Here is a 25441-nt window from a genome sequence, read left to right as displayed (position 1 = left end):
AATATGTTTATTTTTTGCTTTACTTGAAGAGGAAATATAAAAGGTTGGTATTTAAAGGTCCAATAACAGAAAAGTATGGGGAATCTTTTTTCATGGTTTTAGTTGTATGGTTATTTTATTTGTGTTTTGAATCAAATATTATTATATATCATAGCGATTAGGTCCAAAACTAGTATCTTGATCACCTGTTATAAACCCATAACCATAAGCTACTGACACATTATATGCTAAAGGGTTTACCGTTACATTGTTAAATACAAATGAAGAATTTTCTACACTTGGAGTACTCGGGGATATAAAAGCTAATGTAGAACTTGTTGATGCATCTGGAGCATATACTATATAAGCTTCTCCTGTACAACTAAAAGGGTTTGTTAATGTAGAAACATCTGTTCCAGAAGGGTATTGAGCATTGATACTCAAATGAATTAAAGAAATAAACAAAAAAAGTAATTTTGCGGTTCTGAGGTTTTTTTTAGAAATATTTGAATTAGTTTTTATCATTTTATACTATTTACTTTTTATTAGCTAATTTTTGACAAGAAAATAAATTCAGTTTGAATGCAACTTTCTGTTCAATGTAAAATCGACACAATCGTTCAACGGCTTTATTTCAATGTTAAAATACAATTTTATAGGATAAAACTTACTTATTTGCATGTTAAATCTTATGAACTATAAAATTTTTATGTGTTAATTAGTTATAAAGTAAGACTAATTATGAAAGAATTTTTAAAAATTGTTGTGTTATGTACAATTTGTGTGGTCAAATGACCGATAAGTGTCGACAAGTGGTAAATTGACCATCAGGATAAGGAGATTTTTTATGTAGGAAATATTCCTAGAGAATGAATTTCACATAAAAAAGGATTTAGTTGAAGTCGGTAAACGGCTTCAACTAAATCCTTTTTATTTTATGATTTTGATTATCATATAGTTACGTATTATAAAGAAACTAATTTAAAAGAATCTTGGTGTTATTACTTTTTTGTATCGTGTTAAGAATTCATAGCGAAGAAAGACTTCAAAAGACCCATCATTAAAACGGGTAGCTCCTAGATCTGTTGTTTCTTTATCGTAGGCTAATCCTAGCATTAATTGTTCTGAGATTTGGAATCCTGCCAATAAACTCACTGCGGCATGCCAACGGTATGCAGCACCTACAGAAAATTTATCATTAATAAGGAAGTTAGCCGAAACATCTATTTGTAAAGGCGCTCCTTTTACAGCTTTTACAAGCCCTGCAGGTTTGAATTTTAGGTTGGGGTTTAAATCAAACACATAGCCTGTTATGAAATAAATGTTTAAACGTTCTTCTGCTAAGAAAGAGGAACTATTGGTTCCTGCACTATCAAAATGTTCTGTCTGTAAAAAGTTAGGAACAGATAATCCTGAATAAAACTTATCCGTATGGTAATAAATCCCTGCTCCAAAATTGGGAGCGAATTTATTATCCACGTTAGGCAAGTTACTTTCTGCGCCATAATTCCTAAGTTTAGAGAAATCGATGTTTAAGAAATGTCCTCCTGCTTTTAATCCAAATGAGAGTTTACCTTCTTCAGAGGTAGGGATGGTATAGGAAAACGCAGCATCTATATAGGTATCTTGGTTGGTACCATTTCCTATTTCATCATTAACAATAGAAAGTCCTAAACCCACCCTTCTAGACACCGGGGTATGCAGGTTTAGGGTTTGTGTGGTTGGCGCGCCATCTAATCCTACCCATTGTGAGCGGTGCAAGGCTGCAATGCTCAGTACCCCTCGGGAACCTGCATAGGCAGGATTCACCGAGATGGTATTGTACATGTACTGTGTGTATTGTGCATCTTGTTGAGCAGAGAGTGTGGTGGTCCCTGCAAAGACAAAGAGTGCTATGATCAAATATTTTTTCATGTTTTATTCTTAATGGTTAATGCTTATCGGTTGATGTATAAATATCCGGCTTTATTTAGATGATTCCCTTCATTTACGTATTTGATTATATAGAAGTAAACACCTACAGGTAGCTCAGAATCTGTACTAATGGTTACTCTACCATTAGAAGCGCCTCTAAATACGTTAGATTGATTATCATATCCAGCCATTTCATAGACTACCACTCCCCAACGGTTATAAATCTGTACTGTGTTGTTCGGGAAAGACTCAATGTTTTCAATCCTAAAGAAATCATTTACGCCATCGCCATCAGGAGTAAGAATTTCATTAGCAACAGCTATTCCTGAACTTACCACTTCTTCATCACAACCAGCTGCTAGGGTAGGGACACCACCAATAGCATCACAAGGATCTAAAGGATCTGTACCATCGGTTACTTCCTGACCATCTGGGATGGTATCCCCATCGGTATCTGCATTATTAGGGTCAGAACCAATGGCATCTTCTTGTGCAGTCGTCAACCCGTCTGCATCACAATCGCTATCAGGTAATGCTTTTCCGCCATTATAATCACAATCATCTAATGGATCAGTACCGTCCAATACTTCCTGTCCGTCCAAAATACCATCGCCATCGGAATCAGGGTCATTAGGATCTGTTCCTAAAGCAACTTCTTCATCTGTAGTTAAACCATCCATGTCACAATCTGATATTCCTAAAGGACTACCCCCGATAGAATCACAATCATTTAATGGATCAGTTCCATCTGTCATCTCTTGACTATCGGAAATTCCATCCCCATCAGTATCTGTATTGTAAGGATCAGTACCGTTGGTATCTTCTGTACCATTGATTACACCATCTGCATCACAATCTGCTGCTGCCCAAAGTGCATTGGTGGCATCGTATCCTGAGTACCCTGCAGCTTGCGCTGGACTACATGGATCTAGAGGATCAACATCGGTATTGTCAGGAACACCATCGCCATCGGTATCTGTATTGTAAGGATCTGTACCGTTGGTATCTTCCGTGCCATTGATTACACCATCTGCATCACAATCTGCTGCTGCCCAAATAGCATTGGTAGCATCGTATCCTGTGTACCCTGCAGATTGTGCAGGACTACATGGATCTAGAGGATCAACATCGGTATTGTCGGGAACACCATCCCCATCGGTATCTGTATTGTATGGATCTGTACCGTTGGTATCTTCTGTACCATTGGTTACACCATCTGCATCACAATCTGCTGCTGCCCAAAGTGCATTGGTGGCATCGTATCCTGAGTACCCTGCAGCTTGCGCTGGACTACATGGATCTAGAGGATCAACATCGGTATTGTCAGGAACACCATCCCCATCAGTATCTGTATTGTAAGGATCTGTACCGTTGGTATCTTCTGTACCATTGGTTACACCATCTGCATCACAATCTGCCGCTGCCCAAATAGCATTGGTAGCATCGTATCCTGTGTACCCTGCAGCTTGCGCTGGACTACATGGATCTAGAGGATCAACATCGGTATTGTCAGGAACACCATCCCCATCAGTATCTGTATTGTAAGGATCTGTACCGTTGGTATCTTCCGTGCCATTGATTACACCATCTGCATCACAATCTGCCGCTGCCCAAATAGCATTGGTAGCATCATATCCTGTATACCCTGCAGCTTGCGCTGGACTACATGGATCTAGAGGATCAACATCGGTATTGTCAGGAACACCATCCCCATCGGTATCTGTATTGTATGGATCTGTACCGTTGGTATTTTCTGTACCATTGGTTACACCATCTGCATCACAATCTGCTGCTGCCCAAATAGCATTGGTAGCATCATATCCTGTGTACCCTGCAGCTTGCGCTGGATTACATGGATCTAGAGGATCAACATCGGTATTGTCAGGAACACCATCCCCATCAGTATCTGTATTGTATGGATCTGTACCGTTGGTATTTTCTGTACCATTGGTTACACCATCTGCATCACAATCTGCTGCTGCCCAAATAGCATTGGTAGCATCGTATCCTGTGTACCCTGCAGCTTGCGCTGGACTACATGGATCTAGAGGATCAACATCGGTATTGTCAGGAACACCATCCCCATCAGTATCTGTATTGTAAGGATCTGTACCGTTGGTATCTTCTGTACCATTGGTTACACCATCTGCATCACAATCTGCCGCTGCCCAAATAGCATTGGTAGCATCGTATCCTGTGTACCCTGCAGCTTGCGCTGGACTACATGGATCTAGAGGATCAACATCGGTATTGTCAGGAACACCATCCCCATCAGTATCTGTATTGTAAGGATCTGTACCGTTGGTATCTTCCGTGCCATTGATTACACCATCTGCATCACAATCTGCCGCTGCCCAAATAGCATTGGTAGCATCATATCCTGTATACCCTGCAGCTTGCGCTGGACTACATGGATCTAGAGGATCAACATCGGTATTGTCAGGAACACCATCCCCATCGGTATCTGTATTGTAAGGATCTGTACCGTTGGTATTTTCTGTACCATTGGTTACACCATCTGCATCACAATCTGCTGCTGCCCAAATAGCATTGGTAGCATCATATCCTGTGTACCCTGCAGCTTGCGCTGGACTACATGGATCTAGAGGATCAACATCGGTATTGTCAGGAACACCATCCCCATCAGTATCTGTATTGTAAGGATCTGTACCGTTGGTATCTTCTGTACCATTGGTTACACCATCTGCATCACAATCTGCCGCTGCCCAAAGTGCATTGGTAGCATCATATCCTGTATACCCTGCAGCTTGCGCTGGACTACATGGATCTAGAGGATCAACATCGGTATTGTCAGGAACACCATCCCCATCAGTATCTGTATTGTATGGATCTGTACCGTTGGTATTTTCTGTACCATTGGTTACACCATCTGCATCACAATCTGCTGCTGCCCAAATAGCATTGGTAGCATCGTATCCTGTGTACCCTGCAGCTCGCGCTGGACTACATGGATTAAGCGAATCAGTACCATCAATTATTTCTTGACCGTTAGTAATACCGTCGCCATCACAATCAGCTGTATTCCATGCAGCGCTTGGTGCTTCAGTTGCACTTGAGATGATATAACTACATAAATCAAGAGGCAGTGTATTATCAATGTTAACTTCTGTTCCGTCAAGAACACCATCTCCATCAGAATCTGGATTATTAGGATCTGTGCCCGCTGTCGCTTCTTCTGCTTCTGTAAGTCCGTCATTATCACAGTCACTGGTTCCAAGTGGCGTTCCACCAACAGAATCACAGTCATTATTAGGGTCTGTACCGTCCAATGCTTCCTGCCCGTCGGAGATACCATCACCATCTGTGTCTGTTAGATTTGGATCAGTTGTATTTCCATTTGGATTTGCCGGAGTTGAAGGGTCATCTACACCTGTAGTCTCTTCATCATTTGTCAATCCGTCACCATCACAATCATTTGTGCCTTGTGGTTGCCAATCTGGATCTGAAGAAGGTTCACATGGATCATTTATTGCGGAGTCAAAGATGTCGCATATATTGTCTCCATCCACATCTGAACATGCTGGAATTGCTATAGACAAAACCGCTGTGTCACATATAGTTCCATTACAAATTTCATAAACAATATATACAAAACCAGGATCCTCACTAGGATCAGCAGTATATGTTATTTCTCCTTTAGCACTATCAACAGAAATAGGACCAATTCCATTAGTTTGTTGTGTTTCTGTAGGGGCTGTAGTCCCAGATGGAATAATTGTTATTGTACTCCCTATTAAGAAGTCATCATTATTTACGACATTATATGATTTTGGAGTGCCTACATCAGCTGAAGTGTTATCATCTACAGCCGTAGGTGTAAAAGGATTCGGGTCTGTTCCGTTACTATTTCCATCCCCATCACAATCTGCTGCAGCCCAAATAGCATAATTATCATCACCGGTAGTTCTTACAGAAGGAACGGTAACATCACAAGAACCAGTTGGATCTGTTCCATTACTAATTTCGGTTCCGTTGGTTTCTCCATCTCCATCACAATCTAGGTTGTTCCAGCTAGTTTCTACATTCGCTGTATTTTGATTTGTACTAAATATACATGGATCTAATGGGTCTGGGTCTGTAGTGTCTGGATCTCCATCACCGTCGTCATCTAAATCACAAGCTCCTATTAAGCCATCTCCATCAATATCTATTCCTATTGCAGTTACAGCAGCCACGTTTCCTGTGGTATATGTTGCACTTGATACTAAACCATTCAACAAAATAATTCCGGATCCGTCTGAGACAGTAGCATTATCTGCATTACTGTATTCAAAGCCATCACTATTATCGGCAGTACTATCATCATAAGCTTCGTTTGCGTCTGAACATCCATCCGCATCGCTATCTAAATTGAGATAGTCGGGAGTACCACTCGTAGTTTCTATAGGGGTTATCCCCGAACCTGCTGTATCAGGAACACCTGAAGAACTTACGACTCCATCAGCTTCTCCGTTGTTATCAGTATCGGTTCCTCCTGCTTCGATTACATCATATATACCATCATTATCAGCATCTAAATCAATAGTGTCAGGAACTTCATCGCCATCAGAATCGCATGCAAACTTATCAGCATCGACGATTAGTACTGCAGAAATATCCCAATCATCTTGCAACGCAGAGTAATTAAAACAAATATCCATAGTTGCAGCACCTGACCATGGTATGATAACAGAAACATCTGTTAACGCCCCTGAAGTAGTTGAAATTGGAAAACTACTTAATGAAGCTATCGCACCGTTACTTGCATTAACTGTGGCATTAGTGCTAGAATTATCCCCAGGATTATAAAAAGTTGTATATGTTGTACCATTAATTTGAAATTCCAACGTTGCAACACCAGTATTAACAATAGCATTTCCTGAACCATTAGTTCTAACTAAGAAGTTAAACTTCACGAAAGATGCAGCAGCTATTGATTGGACATCATTTACTGTATAACAAATTTGACTATCACTGTCGTTGTTTTGATTTCGTGCTTGTGATCCACCGCCTAAAACTGTCCATCCGCTTCCCAGTGACCAATTATTAAAGTTTTGATCAATTTCTGGTAATGAGCATTCAACAGAATCTAATATGCCGTCATTGTCATCATCTTGATCACAGCCATCTGGTATACCATCATTATCATTATCTTGAGAATCGTCAAATCCATTACATACATCTGTTGCATTTGGCACGCCGTCACCATCACAATCACTTGTTCCAAGGGGAATTCCACCGAATGAATCGCAGTCATTTAGTGGATCTGTACCATCTGATACTTCTTGTCCATCAGTTATGCCATCACCATCTGTATCAGCCAAGTCAGGATCTGTACCTGCAGTTATTTCTTCTGCATAGGTTAATCCGTCATTATCACAATCAGCGGTATCTACAGGAACATAAAGACTGTCCGCTGAAGGAGAACAAGGGTTTGAAGGGTCCGTATCACAGCCATCTGGAATTCCATCACCATCAGTATCTAATGGTTGCTTGTCATCATTAAGACCATTATCATCTGCATCGGGGCCATTATCAATGGTTCCGTTACCGTCAACATCAGAATCAAACTGATTGTTCACCCCATCACCATCAGTATCGGCTCCGTTATCATTTGTTCCATCTCCGTTAACGTCAATATCAGCACCATCAACAATGCCGTCACCATCAGTATCACAATTGCCATCATCAGGATCTAAATGATCAGGTAAACCATCTCCATCGGCATCCGCGGTATTATCTATTGTATCTTCCGAGTCTATAATACCATCTCCGTCAGAATCGGGAGCACCTGGATTATTATCAATATCGGAGAAATCGTTTATTCCATCACCATCGGAATCCGTTCCGTTATTGGCGATACCATCTCCATCAGGATCTATATCCACACCATCTGGAACACCATCACCATCGGTATCTGGATTATTATTATCTGGGTCAATAGCATCTGGTAAACCATCACCATCTGTATCAACAGTATTATCTATTAAGTCATTTTCATCTGTGATTCCATCGCCATCACTATCTGTTGCAGGATCTGCCACATCACCAGGACATGGTGTTGAATCAAATAAATCATTGATACCATCGCCATCACAGTCAGGTCCGTTATCTAAAGTTCCGTCACCATCAACATCGGCATCTGCACCATCTGGAATCCCATCTCCATCTGTATCTATATTATCATCATTTGGATCGCAATCATTAGGCAATCCATCTAGATCATCATCATCAAAAACATAAGTAAATTGACTTGTGAATGATTGACAAAAAGCCACATCTATTAGTGCAGAATACGTTCCTGATTGTGTAGGAATAAAAGTATTTCCTGTTTCACCAGGAATAGCTACGCCATCTTTATACCAAGTTATCCCTGATGGTGGTACTGAGCTTATCACAGAAAGTTCATCATAACAGTAATTTAAATATTGATTTGCCTCTAAATAAGGGGCACTACCAAAACTAGAGAAATAACCACCGAATCCGGCATTACCTGAGCCTCCAAATAAACTAACTGCAATTGGATTATTACTACTAACGGAATAGTTGCCATCATTATCAATAGGTATTTTATAAGTAACCCATGTAGTACTGTTAGGTACAGCTTTTTCTGTTTCAGTTGTGGCAGTTCCATTAACAAGTAGTGTAGAACCTGCAATAGTGGTAACCATTAAGCTTGAAGCTGTATATGAGGTTCCTGCAATTACCCTTGGACTTGAAAGTTCATTAAGTTCAATATCATTAAAACACGATAATGGGGGAATAAAATTTAGTCCATCTGTATTAGCAGATCCATTAACACCTATTATAGCGTGATGTACATAAACGGCACCTGTAGTTTCAATTAACATGTTTTCGTTTGCTGAAAACTCACTACCATTAATTTCTAAAAATGTACCATTTTCTACGGTACCATAAAAAGCACCATTAACATTAACCGATGTGCCATTAGCTGTACCTGTTAAGATAACACGTTCAGAAGAACCGCCATTACCTTGAATGACAACATATTCTGTACCTAATAATTCAATTGGTACAAGTTGATCAATTCCTAAATCTCTACCGCCCGTGTTTGCTATCGCAAATAATGTTCCACCTGTTGTTACAGCGATTGGCGAAGTTGATGTAATATCAGCACCAATAAATCCGGTTCTATTGGCAGTACCTGTATTTGCTCTTACTGCTAAAATATAGGATTCTCCTGCATTTAAGGTGAAATTTAGAGCATCATCTGTAATTGCGCTGGCATCTGTATTACGTTGAATAAGAAGATCTGTATCATAATCCGTAACATCTATAACGGTGCCATCTTGTGTGGCCATTATACTCAAAACAGAATATCCACCGGCAGCATATGTTGTTCGGTTTGGTGGTCCTGCCCATTTAAAATGGGTACCCAAAGCGGATGTACCTTTTGAAGTTAAACTAGCTGCTTGTGAACCTCCATTAACCTTAAAATTAACATAGAAATTTTCACTTGCAGTCAATTTTAGTCCTGAGCCATTGCCATCAATAACGTCACCTAGGTTTGCGGTGAGGGCTGAAGCGTACCCACTAGGAGCAGTACCTAAGCTTAAGACGTATGGAGCTCCATTAACAATATCATAAGCTCCAAGAGTTCCGTTATTACCCGCCCCAACAGGATTTCCAGCTCCGTCTTCAACAAAAACTGTAAAAGCAGTAGAGGAAGGTGTTGATAAATGAAGTTCTTCATTCCCCCAATTATTAGCATTGTATTCCGGACAATACATGGGTGGTATATAATGTGTATTACTTAATTGCGCATAAGAGCTAGAAAAAGCAAATACTAATAGTACCATACTATATAGTTTCTTTTTAAATAATTGGTTTTGGGTTTTCATAGTTTTAAAGGGTATGGTCAGTAATTTTTTTTATCAATATTTTATTAACATTAAGAAGAAAAAAATCATTACAATTTATAACTGGACTCAAAAATAATTTTTCGATGAAATGTTATTTATGTACGATTAAAAGTAAATAAATAAGTTAAAACTTACAAATTGCAAAATAAATAGTCTTATTACTGTAGTCTATTTTATTTATTAATACTTTTAACAAAGTAAAGTATTTGAGAAAGTTATTCGTATTTTTTGTTGTCGAACACCCCTAAAGGTGTGGTTAATTGTAACAAGGTGTCGGTGAACGGTAATTAATTTGGTGGTATGAGCAAGACTTATAGGCAAAAAAAACCTAGTAAAATTTTAATTTTATAGCAGTAGTGGATCTAGATGTGATCATCAGATGTTAAATTATTACAAAGAAACTATTTTAAAAGAATCTTGGTGTTATTACCTTTTTGTATCGTGTTAAGAATTCATAGCGAAGAAAGATTTCAAAAGACCCATCATTAAAACGGGTAGCTCCTAGGTCTGTTGTTTCTTTATCGTAAGCAAGTCCAAGCATTAATTGTTCTGAGATTTGGAACCCTGCCAATAAGCTTACTGCTGCATCCCAACGGTATGCAGCTCCTACAGAAAATTTATCATTAATAAGGAAGTTAGCCGAGACATCTATTTGTAAAGGCGCCCCTTTTACAGCTTTTACCAATGCTGCAGGTTTGAATTTTAAATTAGGATTCAAATCAAAAACATAACCTGTTATAAAGTAAATATTTAACCGTTCTTCTGCCAAGAAAGAGGAGCTATTGGTTCCTGCACTATCAAAATGTTCTGTCTGTAAAAAGTTAGGAACAGATAGTCCGGAGTAAAAGTTATTGGTATGGTAGTAAACCCCTGCTCCAAAATTAGGAGAGAATTTATTATCCACATTAGGCAAGTTACTTTCTGCGCCATAATTTCTAAGTTTAGAGAAATCGATGTTTAAGAAATGTCCTCCTGCTTTTAATCCAAATGAGAGTTTACCTTCTTCAGAAGTAGGGATGGTATAGGAAAATGCGGCATCAAAATACGTATCTTGATTGGTACCATTTCCTATTTCATCATTTACAATAGAAAGTCCTAAACCCACCCTTCTAGACACCGGAGTATGCAGATTTAAGGTTTGAGTGGTTGGCGCCCCATCTAATCCTACCCATTGTGAGCGGTGTAAGGCAGCAATACTCAGCACCCCTCGGGAACCTGCATAGGCAGGATTCACCGAAATGGTATTGTACATGTACTGCGTGTATTGCGCATCTTGTTGTGCAGAGAGAGTTGTGGTCCCTGCAAAGACAAAGAGTGCTATGATCAAATATTTTTTCATGTTTTATACTTAATGGTTAATGCTTATCGGTTAATGTATAAATATCCGGCTTTATTTAGATGATTCCCTTCATTTACGTATTTGATTATATAGAAGTAAACACCTACAGGTAGCTCAGAATCTGTACTAATGGTTACTCTACCATTAGAAGCGCCTCTAAATACGTTAGATTGATTATCATATCCAGCCATTTCATAGACTACCACTCCCCAACGGTTATAAATCTGTACTGTGTTGTTCGGGAAAGACTCAATGTTTTCAATCCTAAAGAAATCATTTACGCCATCATTATCAGGAGTTAGAATTTCATTAGCAACGGCTATTCCTGAACTTACCACTTCTTCATTACAACCAGCTGCTAGGGTAGGGACACCACCAATAGCATCACAAGGATCTAAAGGATCGGTACCGTCTGTTATTTCTTGACCATCTGGGATGGTATCCCCATCGGTATCTGCATTATTAGGATCAGAACCAATAGCATCTTCTTGTGCAGTCGTCAATCCGTCTGCATCACAATCGCTATCAGGTAAGGCTTTTCCACCATTATGATCACAATCATCTAAAGGATTGGTATTGTCTACTACTTCTTGTCCGTCTATGATGCCATCCCCATCGGAATCAGAATTATTAGGATCTGTTCCTAAAGCAATTTCTTCACCGTCTGATAATCCATCATTGTCAGAATCAGGATTGTCAGGATCTGTTCCTGCAGCTACCTCTTGATCTGTTGTTAATCCGTCGTTATCACAATCGCTATCTCCTAAAGGACTTCCGTTTACAGAACTACAATCATCCAATGGGTTTGTAGTATCTGTATTCACTTCTTGACCATCAGAAATACCATCTCCATCGGTATCAGGATTGTTAGGGTCTGTTCCTAAAGCTGTCTCTTCATTGTCATTAAGGCCATCACCATCTGTATCTACAGAAATAGTTACGCTACCTATACCTGAATTTCCTGAAGGATCGGTAGCTGTAATAGCAATGACATCTTCATCTAGTAAGGTAGGGAAGCTACCAGAATCTGGTACGGCTGTTTCGGTGTCTAAACTCCAGTTGCCACTAGCGTCTGTAGTTACTGTATAAATAACATCAGGAATATTATCCCCATCTGTATCCAATTCTATAAGCAAGGTTTCATTAGCATTTCCTTGACCTGTTAGAATAGGGGTAATGTCTATGGTATTAAAGCTATCTACTGTTGGATCTGAAAGATCAAGTGTAGCTGTATCCGTAACACTATTAGGACCAACGTTTCCTGCAACATCTGTTATGTTAGCAGTAAGGTCAATGGTACCTGCATCACCTGGATTAGGGATAATTACATCAATAAATCCAGTAGCAATATCTGTAGTAGAAAGTACTACATCTTGTGTGTTTCCATTTCCATCAGAGATGGTAACGGTATCTCCTGCGACAGCATCTGCAGGAAGTGTGATACGTGCATCAATATCACCCACTAATTCATCTTCAGAAATTAATCCGTCGTTATTGGTATCTTCCGTAATAACGACAGTTGGTGCTGTAGGGTCTGTTGTATCAAATGTTGCAATATCTGAAATACTATCTGGGCCTACATTACCGGCAACATCTGTGATAGTTGCCGTTACTGTAATTGTTCCATTATCACCAGGATTAGGGATCACGACAGCAATAGTACCATTAGTAATATCTGTTGCGGTAAGCACCACATCTTGCGAGTTTCCATTTCCATCGGTAATGGTTACCGTATCTCCCGCGACCGCATCAGCAGGTAGTGTTATCAAAGCATTAATATCGCCTACAAGCTCATCTTCAGAAATTAATCCGTCATTATTGGTATCTTCCGTTATGACAACACTTGGAGCTGTCGGATCTGTAATATCCAATACTGCAGTGTCGGTTACACTATTAGGACCCACATTTCCGGCAACATCGGTGAGGTTTGCGGTTACTACTAGGGTACCGGTGTCTCCAGGATTATTGATAATGACATCAATAAATCCATTGGTAATATCCGTTGCCGTAAGCACTACATCTTGTGAGTTTCCATTACCATCAGTGATGGTTACCGTATCTCCTTCAAGAGCATCGGCAGGCAATGTCACACGTGCATCAATATCACCAATAAGTTCATCTTGGTTTATTAATTCATCGTTATTGGTGTCTTCTGTGATGACTACTGTTGGTGCTGTAGGATCTGTGGTATCAAGTGTCGCAGTATCTGTAACACTATTTGGCCCCACATTACCAGCAACATCTGTTATGTTGGCCGTCACTATAATTGTTCCATTGTCTCCAGGGTTAGGAATTACAACCGCAATAGCACCATTGGCAATATCCGTGGTCGTAAGTACTACATCCTGTGAGCCTCCATTTCCATCGGTAATGGTTACGGTGTCACCTGCAACTGCATCGGCAGGCAATGTTACTACAGCATCAATATCGCCTACAAGTTCATCTTCATTTATTAATCCATCGTTATTGATATCTTCTGTGATAACTACTGTTGGTGCAGTAGGAGCTGTAGTATCAAGTGTTGCGGTATCTGTAGCGCTATTAGGACCTACATTTCCGGCAACATCGGTAAGATTTGCAGTTACTACGATGGTACCTGTATCACCAGGATTAATGATAACTACATCAATAAATCCATTGGTAATATCCGTTGCCGTAAGCACCACATCTTGTGAGTTTCCATTTCCATATGTAACGGTTACCGTATCTCCTTCAAGAGCATCGGCAGGCAATGTCACACGTGCATCAATATCGCCAATAAGTTCATCTTCATTGATTAATTCATCATCGTTGCTGTCTTCCGAAATAACTATCGTTGGAGCAGTTGGATCCGTAAGATCAATGGTAGCAAAATCTGACGTACTATCAGGACCTACATTCCCAGCCGCATCCGTAAGGTTTGCCGTTACGACTATAGTTCCTCCATCACCAGGATTAATAATGCTCACTATAATAAAACCATTAGAAGCTTCTGTTGCTGTCAAAATGATATTTTGGCTATTTCCATTTCCATCAGTAATGGTGACGGTATCGCCGCCAACGACATTACTAGGTAATGATATTACAGCATTAATATCTGCTGATAATTCATCTTCGTTTATAAATCCGTCATCATTAACGTCTTCTGAAATAATAACTGTTGGAGCACCAGGATCTGTAGTATCAAGAACTGCCGTATCCGTTGCACTAGTAGGGCCTACATTCCCTGCAACATCCGTAAGGTTTGCGGTAACTACAATAGTGCCTTTATCTCCAGGATTAGCGATAATGACATCTATAAATCCATTAGTAATATCAGTAGCAGTTAAAATAAGATCTTGAGAATTTCCATTCCCATCGGTTACGGTTACGGTATCTCCTGCAACAGCATCCGCTGGAAGTGTTACACGAGCGTCTATGTCTCCTACGAGTTCATCTTCATTGATTAATTCATCATCGTTTGTATCTTCTGTAATTTCTATTGTCGGAGCACTTGGATCCGTAAGGTCAAGTACTGCGGTATCTGTAGCGCTGTCTACACTTTCATTGCCGGCGATATCCGTAATTTTAGCGGTAACAACAATAGTTCCGTTATCACCAGGGTTAACAATTACAATAGCAATCGTGCCATTGGTAATATCTGTTGCTGTAAGTACTACCTCTTGAGAATTTCCATTTCCATCGGTAATAGTTACTTTATCACCAGCAACGGCATCCGCAGGAAGTGTTACACGAGCGTCAATCGCACCAGTTAACTCATCTTCACTAATTAAACCATCATTATTGGTGTCTTCTATAATTTCTATCGTAGGCGCCGTTGGATCCGTAATATCGAGCACAGCAGTATCTGTAGCGCTATCTGGACCTACATTCCCTGCAACATCGGTAAGAGTGGCCGTAACCACAATCGTACCTGTATCTCCAGGGTTCGCAATAATCACATCTACAAATCCTGTTGTAATATCTGTTGCCGTAAGTATTACCTCTTGAGAATTTCCATTCCCATCGGTAACGGTTACTTTATCTCCAGCAAGGGCATCAGCAGGCAATGTCACACGAGCGTCAATATCACCTACAAGTTCATCTTCACTAATTAATTCATCATCGTTGCTGTCTTCCGAAATAACTATAGTTGGAGCAGTTGGATCTGTAAGGTCAAGTACAGCAGTATCTGTTGCGCTGTTAGGACCTACATTCCCTGCAACATCCGTTATATTGGCGGTTAGCACAATAGTACCGCCATCTCCAGGATTGGCAATCACAATAGCAATGGTGCCATTCGTAATAGCTGTCGCGGTAAGTACCACATTTTGTGAGTTTCCATTCCCATCCGTAATGGTTACGGTATCACCTATAGCAGCATCAGCAGGAAGTGTAACTACGGCATTAATAGCACCGATTAATTCATCTTCACTAATTAGACCATCGTTGTTGGTGTCTTCTACAATTTCAACAGTTGGAGCTGTTGGAGCTGTAGTATCAATGGTTAATTCTAAGTTCGTAATATCCGTAGCACTGTTACCCGCTTCATCTGTACTTGTAACCAAAATTTCATTAGTTCCGTTTACATCGGGAGCAAAAGTTCCTGAAGTAGGAGCTTCTGTTTCCGTATCAATACTCCAATCCCCTGAAGCATCCGCTGTGGTAGTGAATGTTCCTCCACCAACAGTTACCGTAACTGTAGAATTAGCTTCTGCCGTACCTTCAAGTACAGGAGTAGTATCATTTGTAATTTGACTTTCTACTGTTGGAATCTCTGGATCTGTGGTATCTATCGTCAACTCTAAAGTAGTAGCATCTACAGAACTATTTCCTGCAGCATCCGTACTTGTTACCACTACTTCATTAGCTCCATTTACATTTGGCGTAAATGTTCCACTTTCTGGTGTAGCTGTTTCTGTATCGATACTCCAGTTGCCCGAGCTATCCGTAATTATGGTATATGTTGCTCCTCCAACCACTACTTCTAAGGTAGAATCTGCTTCTGCAGTTCCAGTAATTATTGGGGTTGTATCATTTGTAATTTGATCTTGTACTGTAGGATCAACAGGTGGCGTTACATCCACCGTGAGCACTGCAGCTGCAGAAGTCAACGGAGAACATACAAAAGAAGTTTCTGTAATTATTGCTCTATACGCATACCCGTTTTCTGTAATCGTTATACCTGTTAGGGTTAATGTTGCAGTGGTACTTCCTGTATAAATATCAGTTGCATTGGCTTCATCTATATCTATAAATCCACTACCAGATTGGTCATCAACTTGCCATTGGTATATTAATTCTGTTCCATTAGCAGTAACAGAGAATACCTCTGGAGAACTCCCATTTGTTAACACATCTTGCGGTTGCTCTGCGGCAGTTGCAATTGTTGGAATAACACCAGGTTGTTGAAAATCAAAGGCTGTATTGCTAGCACTATCTGCATTATTAGGAGTCGTGTATCCGTCGGTCACAGTTGTTCCTGTAACTATTCCGTTTGTATCTACTAGGGTAGGGGCATCACCCAAAAATCCATCAGCATTGTCATCTGTATATCCTGCTTCTATAACATCATTACAGCCATCTCCATCGGCATCTAATTCAAGGAAATCGGCAATACCATCAGGGGTAGTTTCAGAATCAAATACGGTATAATTTACAGTACCACTGTTTTGTTGTCCGCTTGCTTGTACCGTATTTACAATACCATCTGTACCCACGGCACCGTTTAGAACCCCGGTTGTAAAAGCTTTTCCGCTTCCAGATTCCACCGCATCATAAATACCATCATTATCAGCATCTAAATCAAAGTGATTAGGAACGCCATCGCCGTCCGTGTCAAAACTATCTACAATAGTATCGCCATTAGCATCAGGACCTAAATCTAGATCTTGGTAATTTAAAATTCCATCAGCATCATCATCCGCACTTGGATCAGTACCCGATGTTTCCAAGGTGTCTAAAATACCATCATTATCATCATCAAGATCAATTGAATCGGCTATGCCGTCTAAGTCATTATCATCAATCCCAACTTCACGATAATCTACTTCCGGAGTCGTAGTTTTTGCAATATTTGGTAGATCTATAGCTCCATTATCTTGATCATCGTTCGTATCAAAAAGGGTTCCTGGAGTATCAACATCATCATATCCATTTAGTAAACCATCACCATCAGAATCTAGATTGTTTGTAGCTGCAACAAAACCAGCTTCTCTTCTGTCTGTTAGTGTATCATTATCTGAATCTAAATCTAAATAATCAGGAATACCATCTAGATCTGTATCAATAACCATTATGCCTTCATTACCAGTTCCTTCATAAGCATCTCCTAATCCGTCTCCATCCGTATCATCTATTCCTCTAGGCGTATACGATGTGGTAAGTTGTGCTTCTACATTATCTGGAATACCATCATTATCAGAATCAATATCTAAATGATCTTCAATACCATCATTATCACTATCTATACCTTGATAAATAGTATACTTTGGTGACGAACCACCGCCAGATGCAGTACCATCAAGACTATTTGCCGTAGTGGTATTCGTAGGTGTAAACAATCCATTTATATCACAAGTTTGAAACAAAATAGATCCTAAATAATCTTGTGTAGCAAAACCTGTTTGTAATTCACCAGTAAAAGTTAAATTAAGGTTTGTAGTTTCATAGTAGTTAAAATACGCAGCCAACTTCGGTCCGAAATCAACTCCTGGCCATGTTTCATCTGGACCTTCAAAAGTTGCCGTACCCGTAGCTTGATTTTCTGATACGGTAAGTAATGAATTACTATCTACAGCATATAAACCTGGTCGAGTAAGTGTAACACTTTCTTTCGTATTTGCGCCATCAATATCATAAATGACCCCACCGAATCTAATAAGGTTCACTTGAAAATCTGTACCTGATGCTACCAAACGAATATTAAAGGAGATACTACCTTCTTCACCTGCAATACTTGATACATCTCCTACATTAAAAGTAGGTTGCCAAGCATCATTGCTACTACCAACAGGAAAAGCATCTATTGATGTTAAGGTCGCATTGTCAATAGCTGTTATTTGTACAATAGCATCTAAAACACCTAAAGATGAAGTAACTACTGTAGAAAATCTATACTCAGCATTTAGAGTACCTGCACCAGAACCGGTAGCAGGTATATACGTACCGCCTATAAATGATCCAGCAGGTATTCCGCATGCATCTCCTTGTGTATCTGTAGGTTGGAAGCCTAAAGATTCAACATAATCTAAGATTCCATCATTATCATTATCGATATCAATACTGTTATCTACATTGTCACCATCGGTGTCAATAGGATTTAAGTGAACAATATTATCCCTGAAATCTACCTCACTCGTAAAAGGATCTTGGGTGTTTAAGAACGTAGTAACATCTTGATTATTATTTGTTGCGCCGTTTGGATCTTCTAGTCCGTTAGGAGCTACAATACTTAAGTCAAAGGCATCATCTAAACCATCGTTATCAGCATCTGTTCCCGAAGGCGTAACATCTGCTGCCAGATCATCATTATAATCATACACCTCTATGGTGTCATCTAATCCATCATTGTCAGAATCCGTATCTCTAAAATCAGGACTATCTGTACCATCCGTATTTGTTGGAGCATTTATAGATTCTCCTGAACCGGCAGGAGCAACCTCATAATTATCGGCTAGACCGTTCCCATCAGAATCTGCGGATGGAAAAAGATGCCCTGATGTGGATTGCCATTCTATATTATCTATGATTCCGTCATTATCACTATCTAAATCTAAGTAGTCTGGTCGACCGTCACTATCTGTATCTTCTGGTGAAGTGGTAAGGCTATTATTAAGATCAAAATCGACATCGAAAGCATCATCAATCCCATCATTATCAGCATCGTTGCCCGATAGTTGTACTAAACCTGCATCTGTTTGTGCTTCTACTAAATCTTGTATCCCATCATTATCAGAATCGATATCTAAATAATCTGGACCAGCGGTACCGTCAGAATTTACAGGAACCGTTGAAACACCAGCGCCATCTATACCTCCATCTTCTGTGGTATCAGGGATACCATTTATACCCACGCCACTTTCTGAACTATCTATATACCCGTTGCCATTTGTATCTAAGGCACCATTACCAGTTTCAACAAGATCTGGAATACCATCATTATCACTATCAAGATCTAAACTATCTGGAACACCGTCACCATCAAAATCACCAGTACCTTCAACAGTATCTGGAATACCATCATTATCATCATCTTCATCACAAGCATCTGGAAGTGCATCACCATCTGCATTTATAGCATCATCAAACCCTTCGCAGGCGTCTAAAGAATTTTGCACACCATCGCCATCACAATCACTTGTTGGTAAAGGATTTCCTCCAATAGATTCACAATCATTTAAAGGATTTGTATTATCTGACGCTTCTTGACCGTCATCAATACCATCACCATCCGTATCTGAATTGTATGGATCTGTACCGTTAGTAACTTCAGTACCATTTATAATGCCGTCGCCATCGCAATCTGCTGCTGCCCACATAGCGTTTGTAGCATCATAGCCTGTATATCCTGGAGCTTGCACCGGATCACATGGGTTTAATGCGTCTGTATCTGTATTGTCTGGCACACCATCACCATCGGTATCATTGCTATAAGGATCTGTATTATTGGTAACTTCTGTACCATTCGTAACACCGTCGCCATCACAATCTGCTGCTGCCCAAATAGCATTGGTAGCATCATAACCTGCATATCCTGGAGCTTGTATTGGATCACAAGGATCTAATGCATTCGTGTCTATATCGTCTGGCACACCATCACCATCGGTATCCGTATTGTATGGATCTGTATTATTAGTAGCCTCTGTACCATTAGTAACATTATCACCATCGCAATCTGCCGCTGCCCAAATAGGGTTAGTAGCATCGTAACCTGTGTAGCCTGCAGCTTGTACAGGATCACAAGGATCTAATGCGTTTGTATCTGTATCGTCTGGTACACCATCGCCATCTGTATCGTTGCTATAAGGATCTGTATTATTGATAACTTCTGTATCATTTGTAACACCGTCACCATCACAATCTGCCGCTGCCCAAATAGCATTGGTAGCATCATAACCTGCATATCCTGGAGCTTGCACTGGATCACAAGGATCCAATGGATTCGTATCTATATCATCTTGAACACCATCACCATCCGTATCCGTATTGTATGGGTCTGTATTATTAGTAGCCTCTGTACCATTAGTAACATTATCGCCATCACAATCTGCTGCTGCCCATATAGTATTTGTAGCATCGTAACTTGCATATCCTGCGACTTGTACTGGATCACAAGGGTCTAAAGCATTGGTATCTGTATTGTCTGGCACACCATCACCATCGGTATCTGTACTGTAAGGATCCGTATTGTTAGTAACTTCTGTATCATTGGTCACGCCATCCCCATCACAATCTGCCGCTGCCCAAATAGCATTGGTCGCATCATAACCTGCATAACCTGGAGCTTGTACTGGATCACAAGGATCCAATGGATTCGTATCTATATCATCTTGAACACCATCACCATCGGTATCCGTATTGTATGGGTCTGTATTATTCGTTACCTCGGTACCATTAAGAACATTATCCCCATCACAATCTGCTGCTATCCAAATAGCATTAGTGGCATCGTAACCTGCATATCCTGCGGCTTGTACTGGATCACAAGGATCTAATGCGTTTGTATCTGTATTATCTGGTACACCATCACCATCTGTATCGGTGCTATATGGGTCCGTTCCATTGGTCACTTCTGTTCCATTAGTAACTCCGTCGCCATCACAATCTGCTGCTGCCCAAATAGTATTGGTAACATCATACCCTATATATCCTGGAGCTTGCACTGGATCACAAGGATTTAAGGCATCTGTATCTATATCGTCTTGTACTCCATCCCCATCGGTATCTGTATTAAATGGGTCAGTACCATTGGTAGCTTCTGTACCATTATCAAGGTTATCACCATCACAATCTTCAGCTGCCCAAACGGCATAATTTTCATCTGTTGAAGTGCGTACCGTAGGCACAGTAACTTCACAAGGATCGGAAGGGTTTGTATTATTGGTTACTTCAAAACCATTTGTTTCGCCATCACCATCACAATCTAAGGCATTCCAACTTGCTTCTGCATTTGCTGCAACTTGATTGGTACTGTATACACAAGGGTCTAAAGGATCTGTATCTGTAGTATCCGGATCGCCATCACCGTCAGTATCAAGATCACAGATACCCACTAAACCATCGCCATCCAAATCTAAATCTTCGGTGGTGACCGCGCTTACAGCTCCAGTAGTGTACGTAGCAGATGCCACCAATCCGTTCGCTAATATGGTTCCAGAACCATCCGTTACTATAGCCGAATCTGCATCATTATATTCTGCTCCATCACCATTATCTGCGGTGCTATCAGTATAGGCTTCATTAGCGTCTGAACAACCATCGGCATCGCTATCTAGATTTAAATAATCAGGAGTTCCTGTTGTTGTTTCCGTTGGTACGGTTCCTGTGCCTGCACTGCTAGGAATACCTGCAGTACTAATGCTACCATCTGCAATACCATTAGTATCTGCATCTGTACCTCCTGATTCTACTACGTCATAAATTCCGTCATTATCACTATCAAGGTCAAGTATATTAGGAACACCATCATTATCAACATCACATGCTAAAACTGATCTAAAGGCAAAACCTTCGTTTACATGGTTAGCACTACTATTTATGTTGCCGTCTGCATAATAACCGATATCCATAGGAAAGGTTATTCCCGTACTTGTATCTATTAATAAAGACCATCGTGAATCTGTTACAGTTCTTGAAAGTCCGGCAGCATCAGGAGCAACTTGAAAAGGAGTTCCTGAAGTTATTACCGCTCCATTCCCTAAGTCGGTTTCCCCCAAGGGATCGGAAAGTACAGCTGTACCGCCTCCTGGCCAAGTAATTGTTATTGTTTTATCTGCATTTTGTATGGCACCAACGTCGCTGTTCATCTCATACGAAGAAACACGAATTGCTTGTTGTAGTGCATTCATAGGTTGTTCCACGCTAAGAATCATTTCAACCGTGGGGTCCGTACCTTGATTCCATCGTACTTGCAAACCGTTATCCGCTGGACCTGTTTTGTCTAAAATATTATATTCTGTAGACGTAATTGTAAACTGTTGATTAACGCCATCGCCATTGTCATATTCTCCTGTAAGTAACAATGAATCATCTCCGGTTAAGATTACACCATTTGCAGGGGTACATTCTAAAGCATCTGCTATCCCATCATTATCGTCATCATCGTCACAGGCATCCCCTATTGTATCACCATCTATATCTTGAAATAAAGGGTGATTAGAATCACATTCTGAGCATTCATCTGCTTGTTGTAAATTATCTGTAGCAGTTCCTGCACCTTGAGAAGTTCCTCCAGGAATACCGGCAGCATCTATTGTTGCCGTTAGTCTAAGACTACCATCTAAATCACTATAATTATAACTTGCATCGCCTTCTAAAGCATCAGGACAACCGTCATTATCACTGTCGGAATCTAAATGATCATAAATGCCATCATTATCAGTATCTGTATACAGCGAACATAAAGTATTCACTCTCCAACCAATATTATCTGCATTAGCGGTGGCAGCTTGTGTTATAACAATTCTATTAATTCCTTTATCTATATTAAATCTGAAGTTAGCTTCTTGCGCTGTACCTCCAATTATAGCCGCTACTGCTTCTCCAGAAACTGGATCGTACGATGCTCCTGTACCAATGGTACCGCTAGTGGCATAAATGTCTGCTGGGAATTCTATTTGAACACTATTATTATAAAATTTGATATTTTGACTTTCATCATAACTACCAGAAGCATTTCTTGCTAAACTTCTTACGTTAAATTCTGTGGATAATATAAGTTCAGAAAATACAATTTCTGTTGTAGTACCGGTAATATTGGCATTTGAGTTTCGTGTTTGCATGTCTACTTGCACACTACCGTCTGTATAATTTGGATTTCCGGCCGGGAAGGTCCCTGAGCCAATCGTTGTAGTAGCAACCGCGGTGATATCGTTATCAAAATCCTTTATGTAGGCTACTAAATCACCATCATTACTATTTAACGTTATTAAATTATTGGATGAATCTGTAAAATGAATATCATTTGTGGGAACTAAACCACAGTCTTTATTAAATTCATCTATATCTAAAATTCCATCATTATCATCATCACTATCGCACCCATCTGGAATGCCATCTAAATCGGTATCAATACCATCATCAAAACCTTCACAGATATCTGAAGTATCGGGTACGCCATCATTATCATCATCTAAGTTTTCTATCGTGATTACTTCTGTTGAATCATCTACAGATGAATCAGAATCTGTTTGATCTTGTGCATTCGAAATTGTATTTGTTATACTTCTAGAGGCAATCGCTTCATTTATATCATCTGCCGTAGCAACAATAATTAATGATTGCTTTTCTCCTTTAACCATGGTGCCTACATTCCAATTTGGAGCAGTCCAAGTTCCTTTACTTGGAGTAGCACTTGAAAGCGTCAAACCAGTTGGTAAGGCATCCGTGATTACCAAATTGGTTAAATCATCTAAACCTAAGCTTTCTACAGTTATCGTAAAGGTTACTGTTTCTCCTTCTGAGATTGTGGTTTTGTCTGAAGTTTTATTAATATAAATATCAGGATCACAATAGAATACTTGAATCACATTTGAATTGTAATCACAACCACTTTTAGAAACATTTACGTAATGTTCGCCAATTTCGGTAGGAGTATAGCTTCCACTTGTTGCTCCAGGTATAGCAACTCCATCATTAAACCATTGATAAGTATCAAAAATTTCTGTAAGTGTAATAGTGGTTCCTAGACAACCAGAACCTGAAATAGAGTAATCTACTACGGGTATAGTATCAAAACCAGAAAAATATCCCCCAGTTCCTAGTGCTCCACTAAAACCAACAACTCCAACAGCAATGGCTCCTGAAGATTGGACATAGATATTACCCGTTAAATTAGGAATATAAAAACTTTTCCAAGGTAAGCCTGTGGCAGGTATAGGAGCGGGGAGGGTCACAGGAACACCATTAGAGGTCACTACTATATTGGCATCAGGAGTGCTATTGGAAGCTAGGATAGTTAATCCCCCAGATATTGTTTTTCCTGCTAAATCTTCAATTGTGCTTATATTATTTACATTGTCGGGAAGTAGACAATTAACAGGAGCAATAAAATTCATTCCTATGGTTGCTCCTGAATTACTACCGGCCAAACATTGATAGGCATACACATTTTTTGATGTAGTAACGGTCATATTATTACCAGCGGTACTGCCTGAATAATTTGATCCAGGAACTAAAAAATATTCTCCGTCATTTATTGTAGCAATAGGAGTGGTTGCGCCGTTAATAAAAATATCAGTACCACTAGCGGTTCCAATTATAATTGGAAATTCTAAGGCATCTGTACCACCACCTCTAATAAAAACATATTCACGACCAATGATATCTATAGGAACAGGTTGATCTGTTCCTCCATCTTGTATATTAACGTTAGGAAGAACACCAAGTAAAATATGACCAACACTAATTGCGATATCTTTGTCTGAACTAATATCTGCACCTAACCATCCGTACCTGTTGGCGTCGCCATTATTTCCTTCAACTTCCAATACATAAGATTCTCCTTTATTTAAAGTAATAGTAATCGTGTCATCGGTTAAGCCTGTACCATTATTTCCTAATCTAAAAACACAATCAGGATCATAATCTGAAACTGTAACTGTTGTATTATCTTCCGTAGCCATAATTCCTAAGGCCGCATTAAAAATATTTCGATCATGTAAAAAAGGAATTCCACCCCATTTAAAATGCGTACCTAATGCTGCACGACCCTTAGAGGTTAAAGAAACACCTTGAGAATTACTATTTCCTCTATAATTTGCATAAAATTTTTGTCCACCTGGGGCCTCTAAACGTAAACCAGCGGTACTACTAACAAGACCAACTTCAGCATTAGGTAATAATGTTATTCCATTCTCTCTAGAGGGTAGGATATACGTGTAAGGAATAGTGTTGGACACAGAAACTGTTGCTAGCGGAGTTACCGAGGTTCCTACGTAAATATTAACATCAAAAGGTATGGTTTCTGGAGTAGAAAGATATACGTATTGATCTACAATATAATTAGCATTTGTCTCAGCTAGCGGTGGCATGTAATGCAAGTCACTTAGCTGTGCATAAGAACTAGCCATTGTGAAAATCAGAAAAGCAAGACTTAAATAATAAGATCTTATAGTAGATAGATTATTTTTCATAGCAGGAATTGTGG

The 25441-nt window shown here is 39.8% G+C and carries 5 protein-coding genes; all 5 read right to left on the bottom strand.

Features of this window, described 5'->3' with window-relative positions:
- Nucleotides 1-141 precede the first annotated feature (141 nt).
- The 5 genes from GQR94_RS01640 to GQR94_RS01620 all read right to left on the bottom strand — a co-directional run bounded on the left by GQR94_RS01640 (nucleotide 142) and on the right by GQR94_RS01620 (nucleotide 25427).
- Nucleotides 142-504, bottom strand: coding sequence for a hypothetical protein (locus tag GQR94_RS01640; RefSeq protein ID WP_158973697.1), 363 nt, complete (start codon nucleotides 502-504; stop codon nucleotides 142-144).
- A 456-nt stretch (nucleotides 505-960) separates the two neighbouring features.
- Nucleotides 961-1893 carry a type IX secretion system membrane protein PorP/SprF gene (locus GQR94_RS01635; protein ID WP_158973696.1) on the bottom strand — a complete coding sequence of 311 codons (933 nt, stop codon included), beginning with the start codon at nucleotides 1891-1893 and terminating at the stop codon, nucleotides 961-963.
- A gap of 23 nt (nucleotides 1894-1916) precedes the next feature.
- Nucleotides 1917-9755 (bottom strand): gliding motility-associated C-terminal domain-containing protein, encoded by a 7839-nt coding sequence (locus GQR94_RS01630; RefSeq protein WP_158973695.1) that lies wholly within the window; start codon nucleotides 9753-9755, stop codon nucleotides 1917-1919.
- A gap of 427 nt (nucleotides 9756-10182) precedes the next feature.
- On the bottom strand, nucleotides 10183-11115 hold the full coding sequence (locus GQR94_RS01625; RefSeq protein WP_158973694.1) for a type IX secretion system membrane protein PorP/SprF: 933 nt from the start codon (nucleotides 11113-11115) through the stop codon (nucleotides 10183-10185).
- A 23-nt stretch (nucleotides 11116-11138) separates the two neighbouring features.
- Complete coding sequence (locus GQR94_RS01620) at nucleotides 11139-25427, bottom strand: Ig-like domain-containing protein (RefSeq protein WP_158973693.1); 14289 nt, start codon at nucleotides 25425-25427, stop codon at nucleotides 11139-11141.
- Nucleotides 25428-25441: the final 14 nt, after the last annotated feature.

It is taken from the genome of Cellulophaga sp. L1A9 (assembly GCF_009797025.1).
In the GTDB taxonomy this organism is placed as follows: Bacteria; Bacteroidota; Bacteroidia; order Flavobacteriales; family Flavobacteriaceae; genus Cellulophaga.
Note: the sequence above shows the minus strand (reverse complement) of the source record. Positions and strands in the feature narration are given on the sequence as shown.

Bases quoted from the DNA above. Each gene is read 5' to 3' on its own strand.
- GQR94_RS01640 (WP_158973697.1), bottom strand. From the start codon at position 504: ATGATAAAAACTAATTCAAATATTTCTAAAAAAAACCTCAGAACCGCA.
- GQR94_RS01635 (WP_158973696.1), bottom strand. From the start codon at position 1,893: ATGAAAAAATATTTGATCATAGCACTCTTTGTCTTTGCAGGGACCACC.
- GQR94_RS01630 (WP_158973695.1), bottom strand. From the start codon at position 9,755: ATGAAAACCCAAAACCAATTATTTAAAAAGAAACTATATAGTATGGTA.
- GQR94_RS01625 (WP_158973694.1), bottom strand. From the start codon at position 11,115: ATGAAAAAATATTTGATCATAGCACTCTTTGTCTTTGCAGGGACCACA.
- GQR94_RS01620 (WP_158973693.1), bottom strand. From the start codon at position 25,427: ATGAAAAATAATCTATCTACTATAAGATCTTATTATTTAAGTCTTGCT.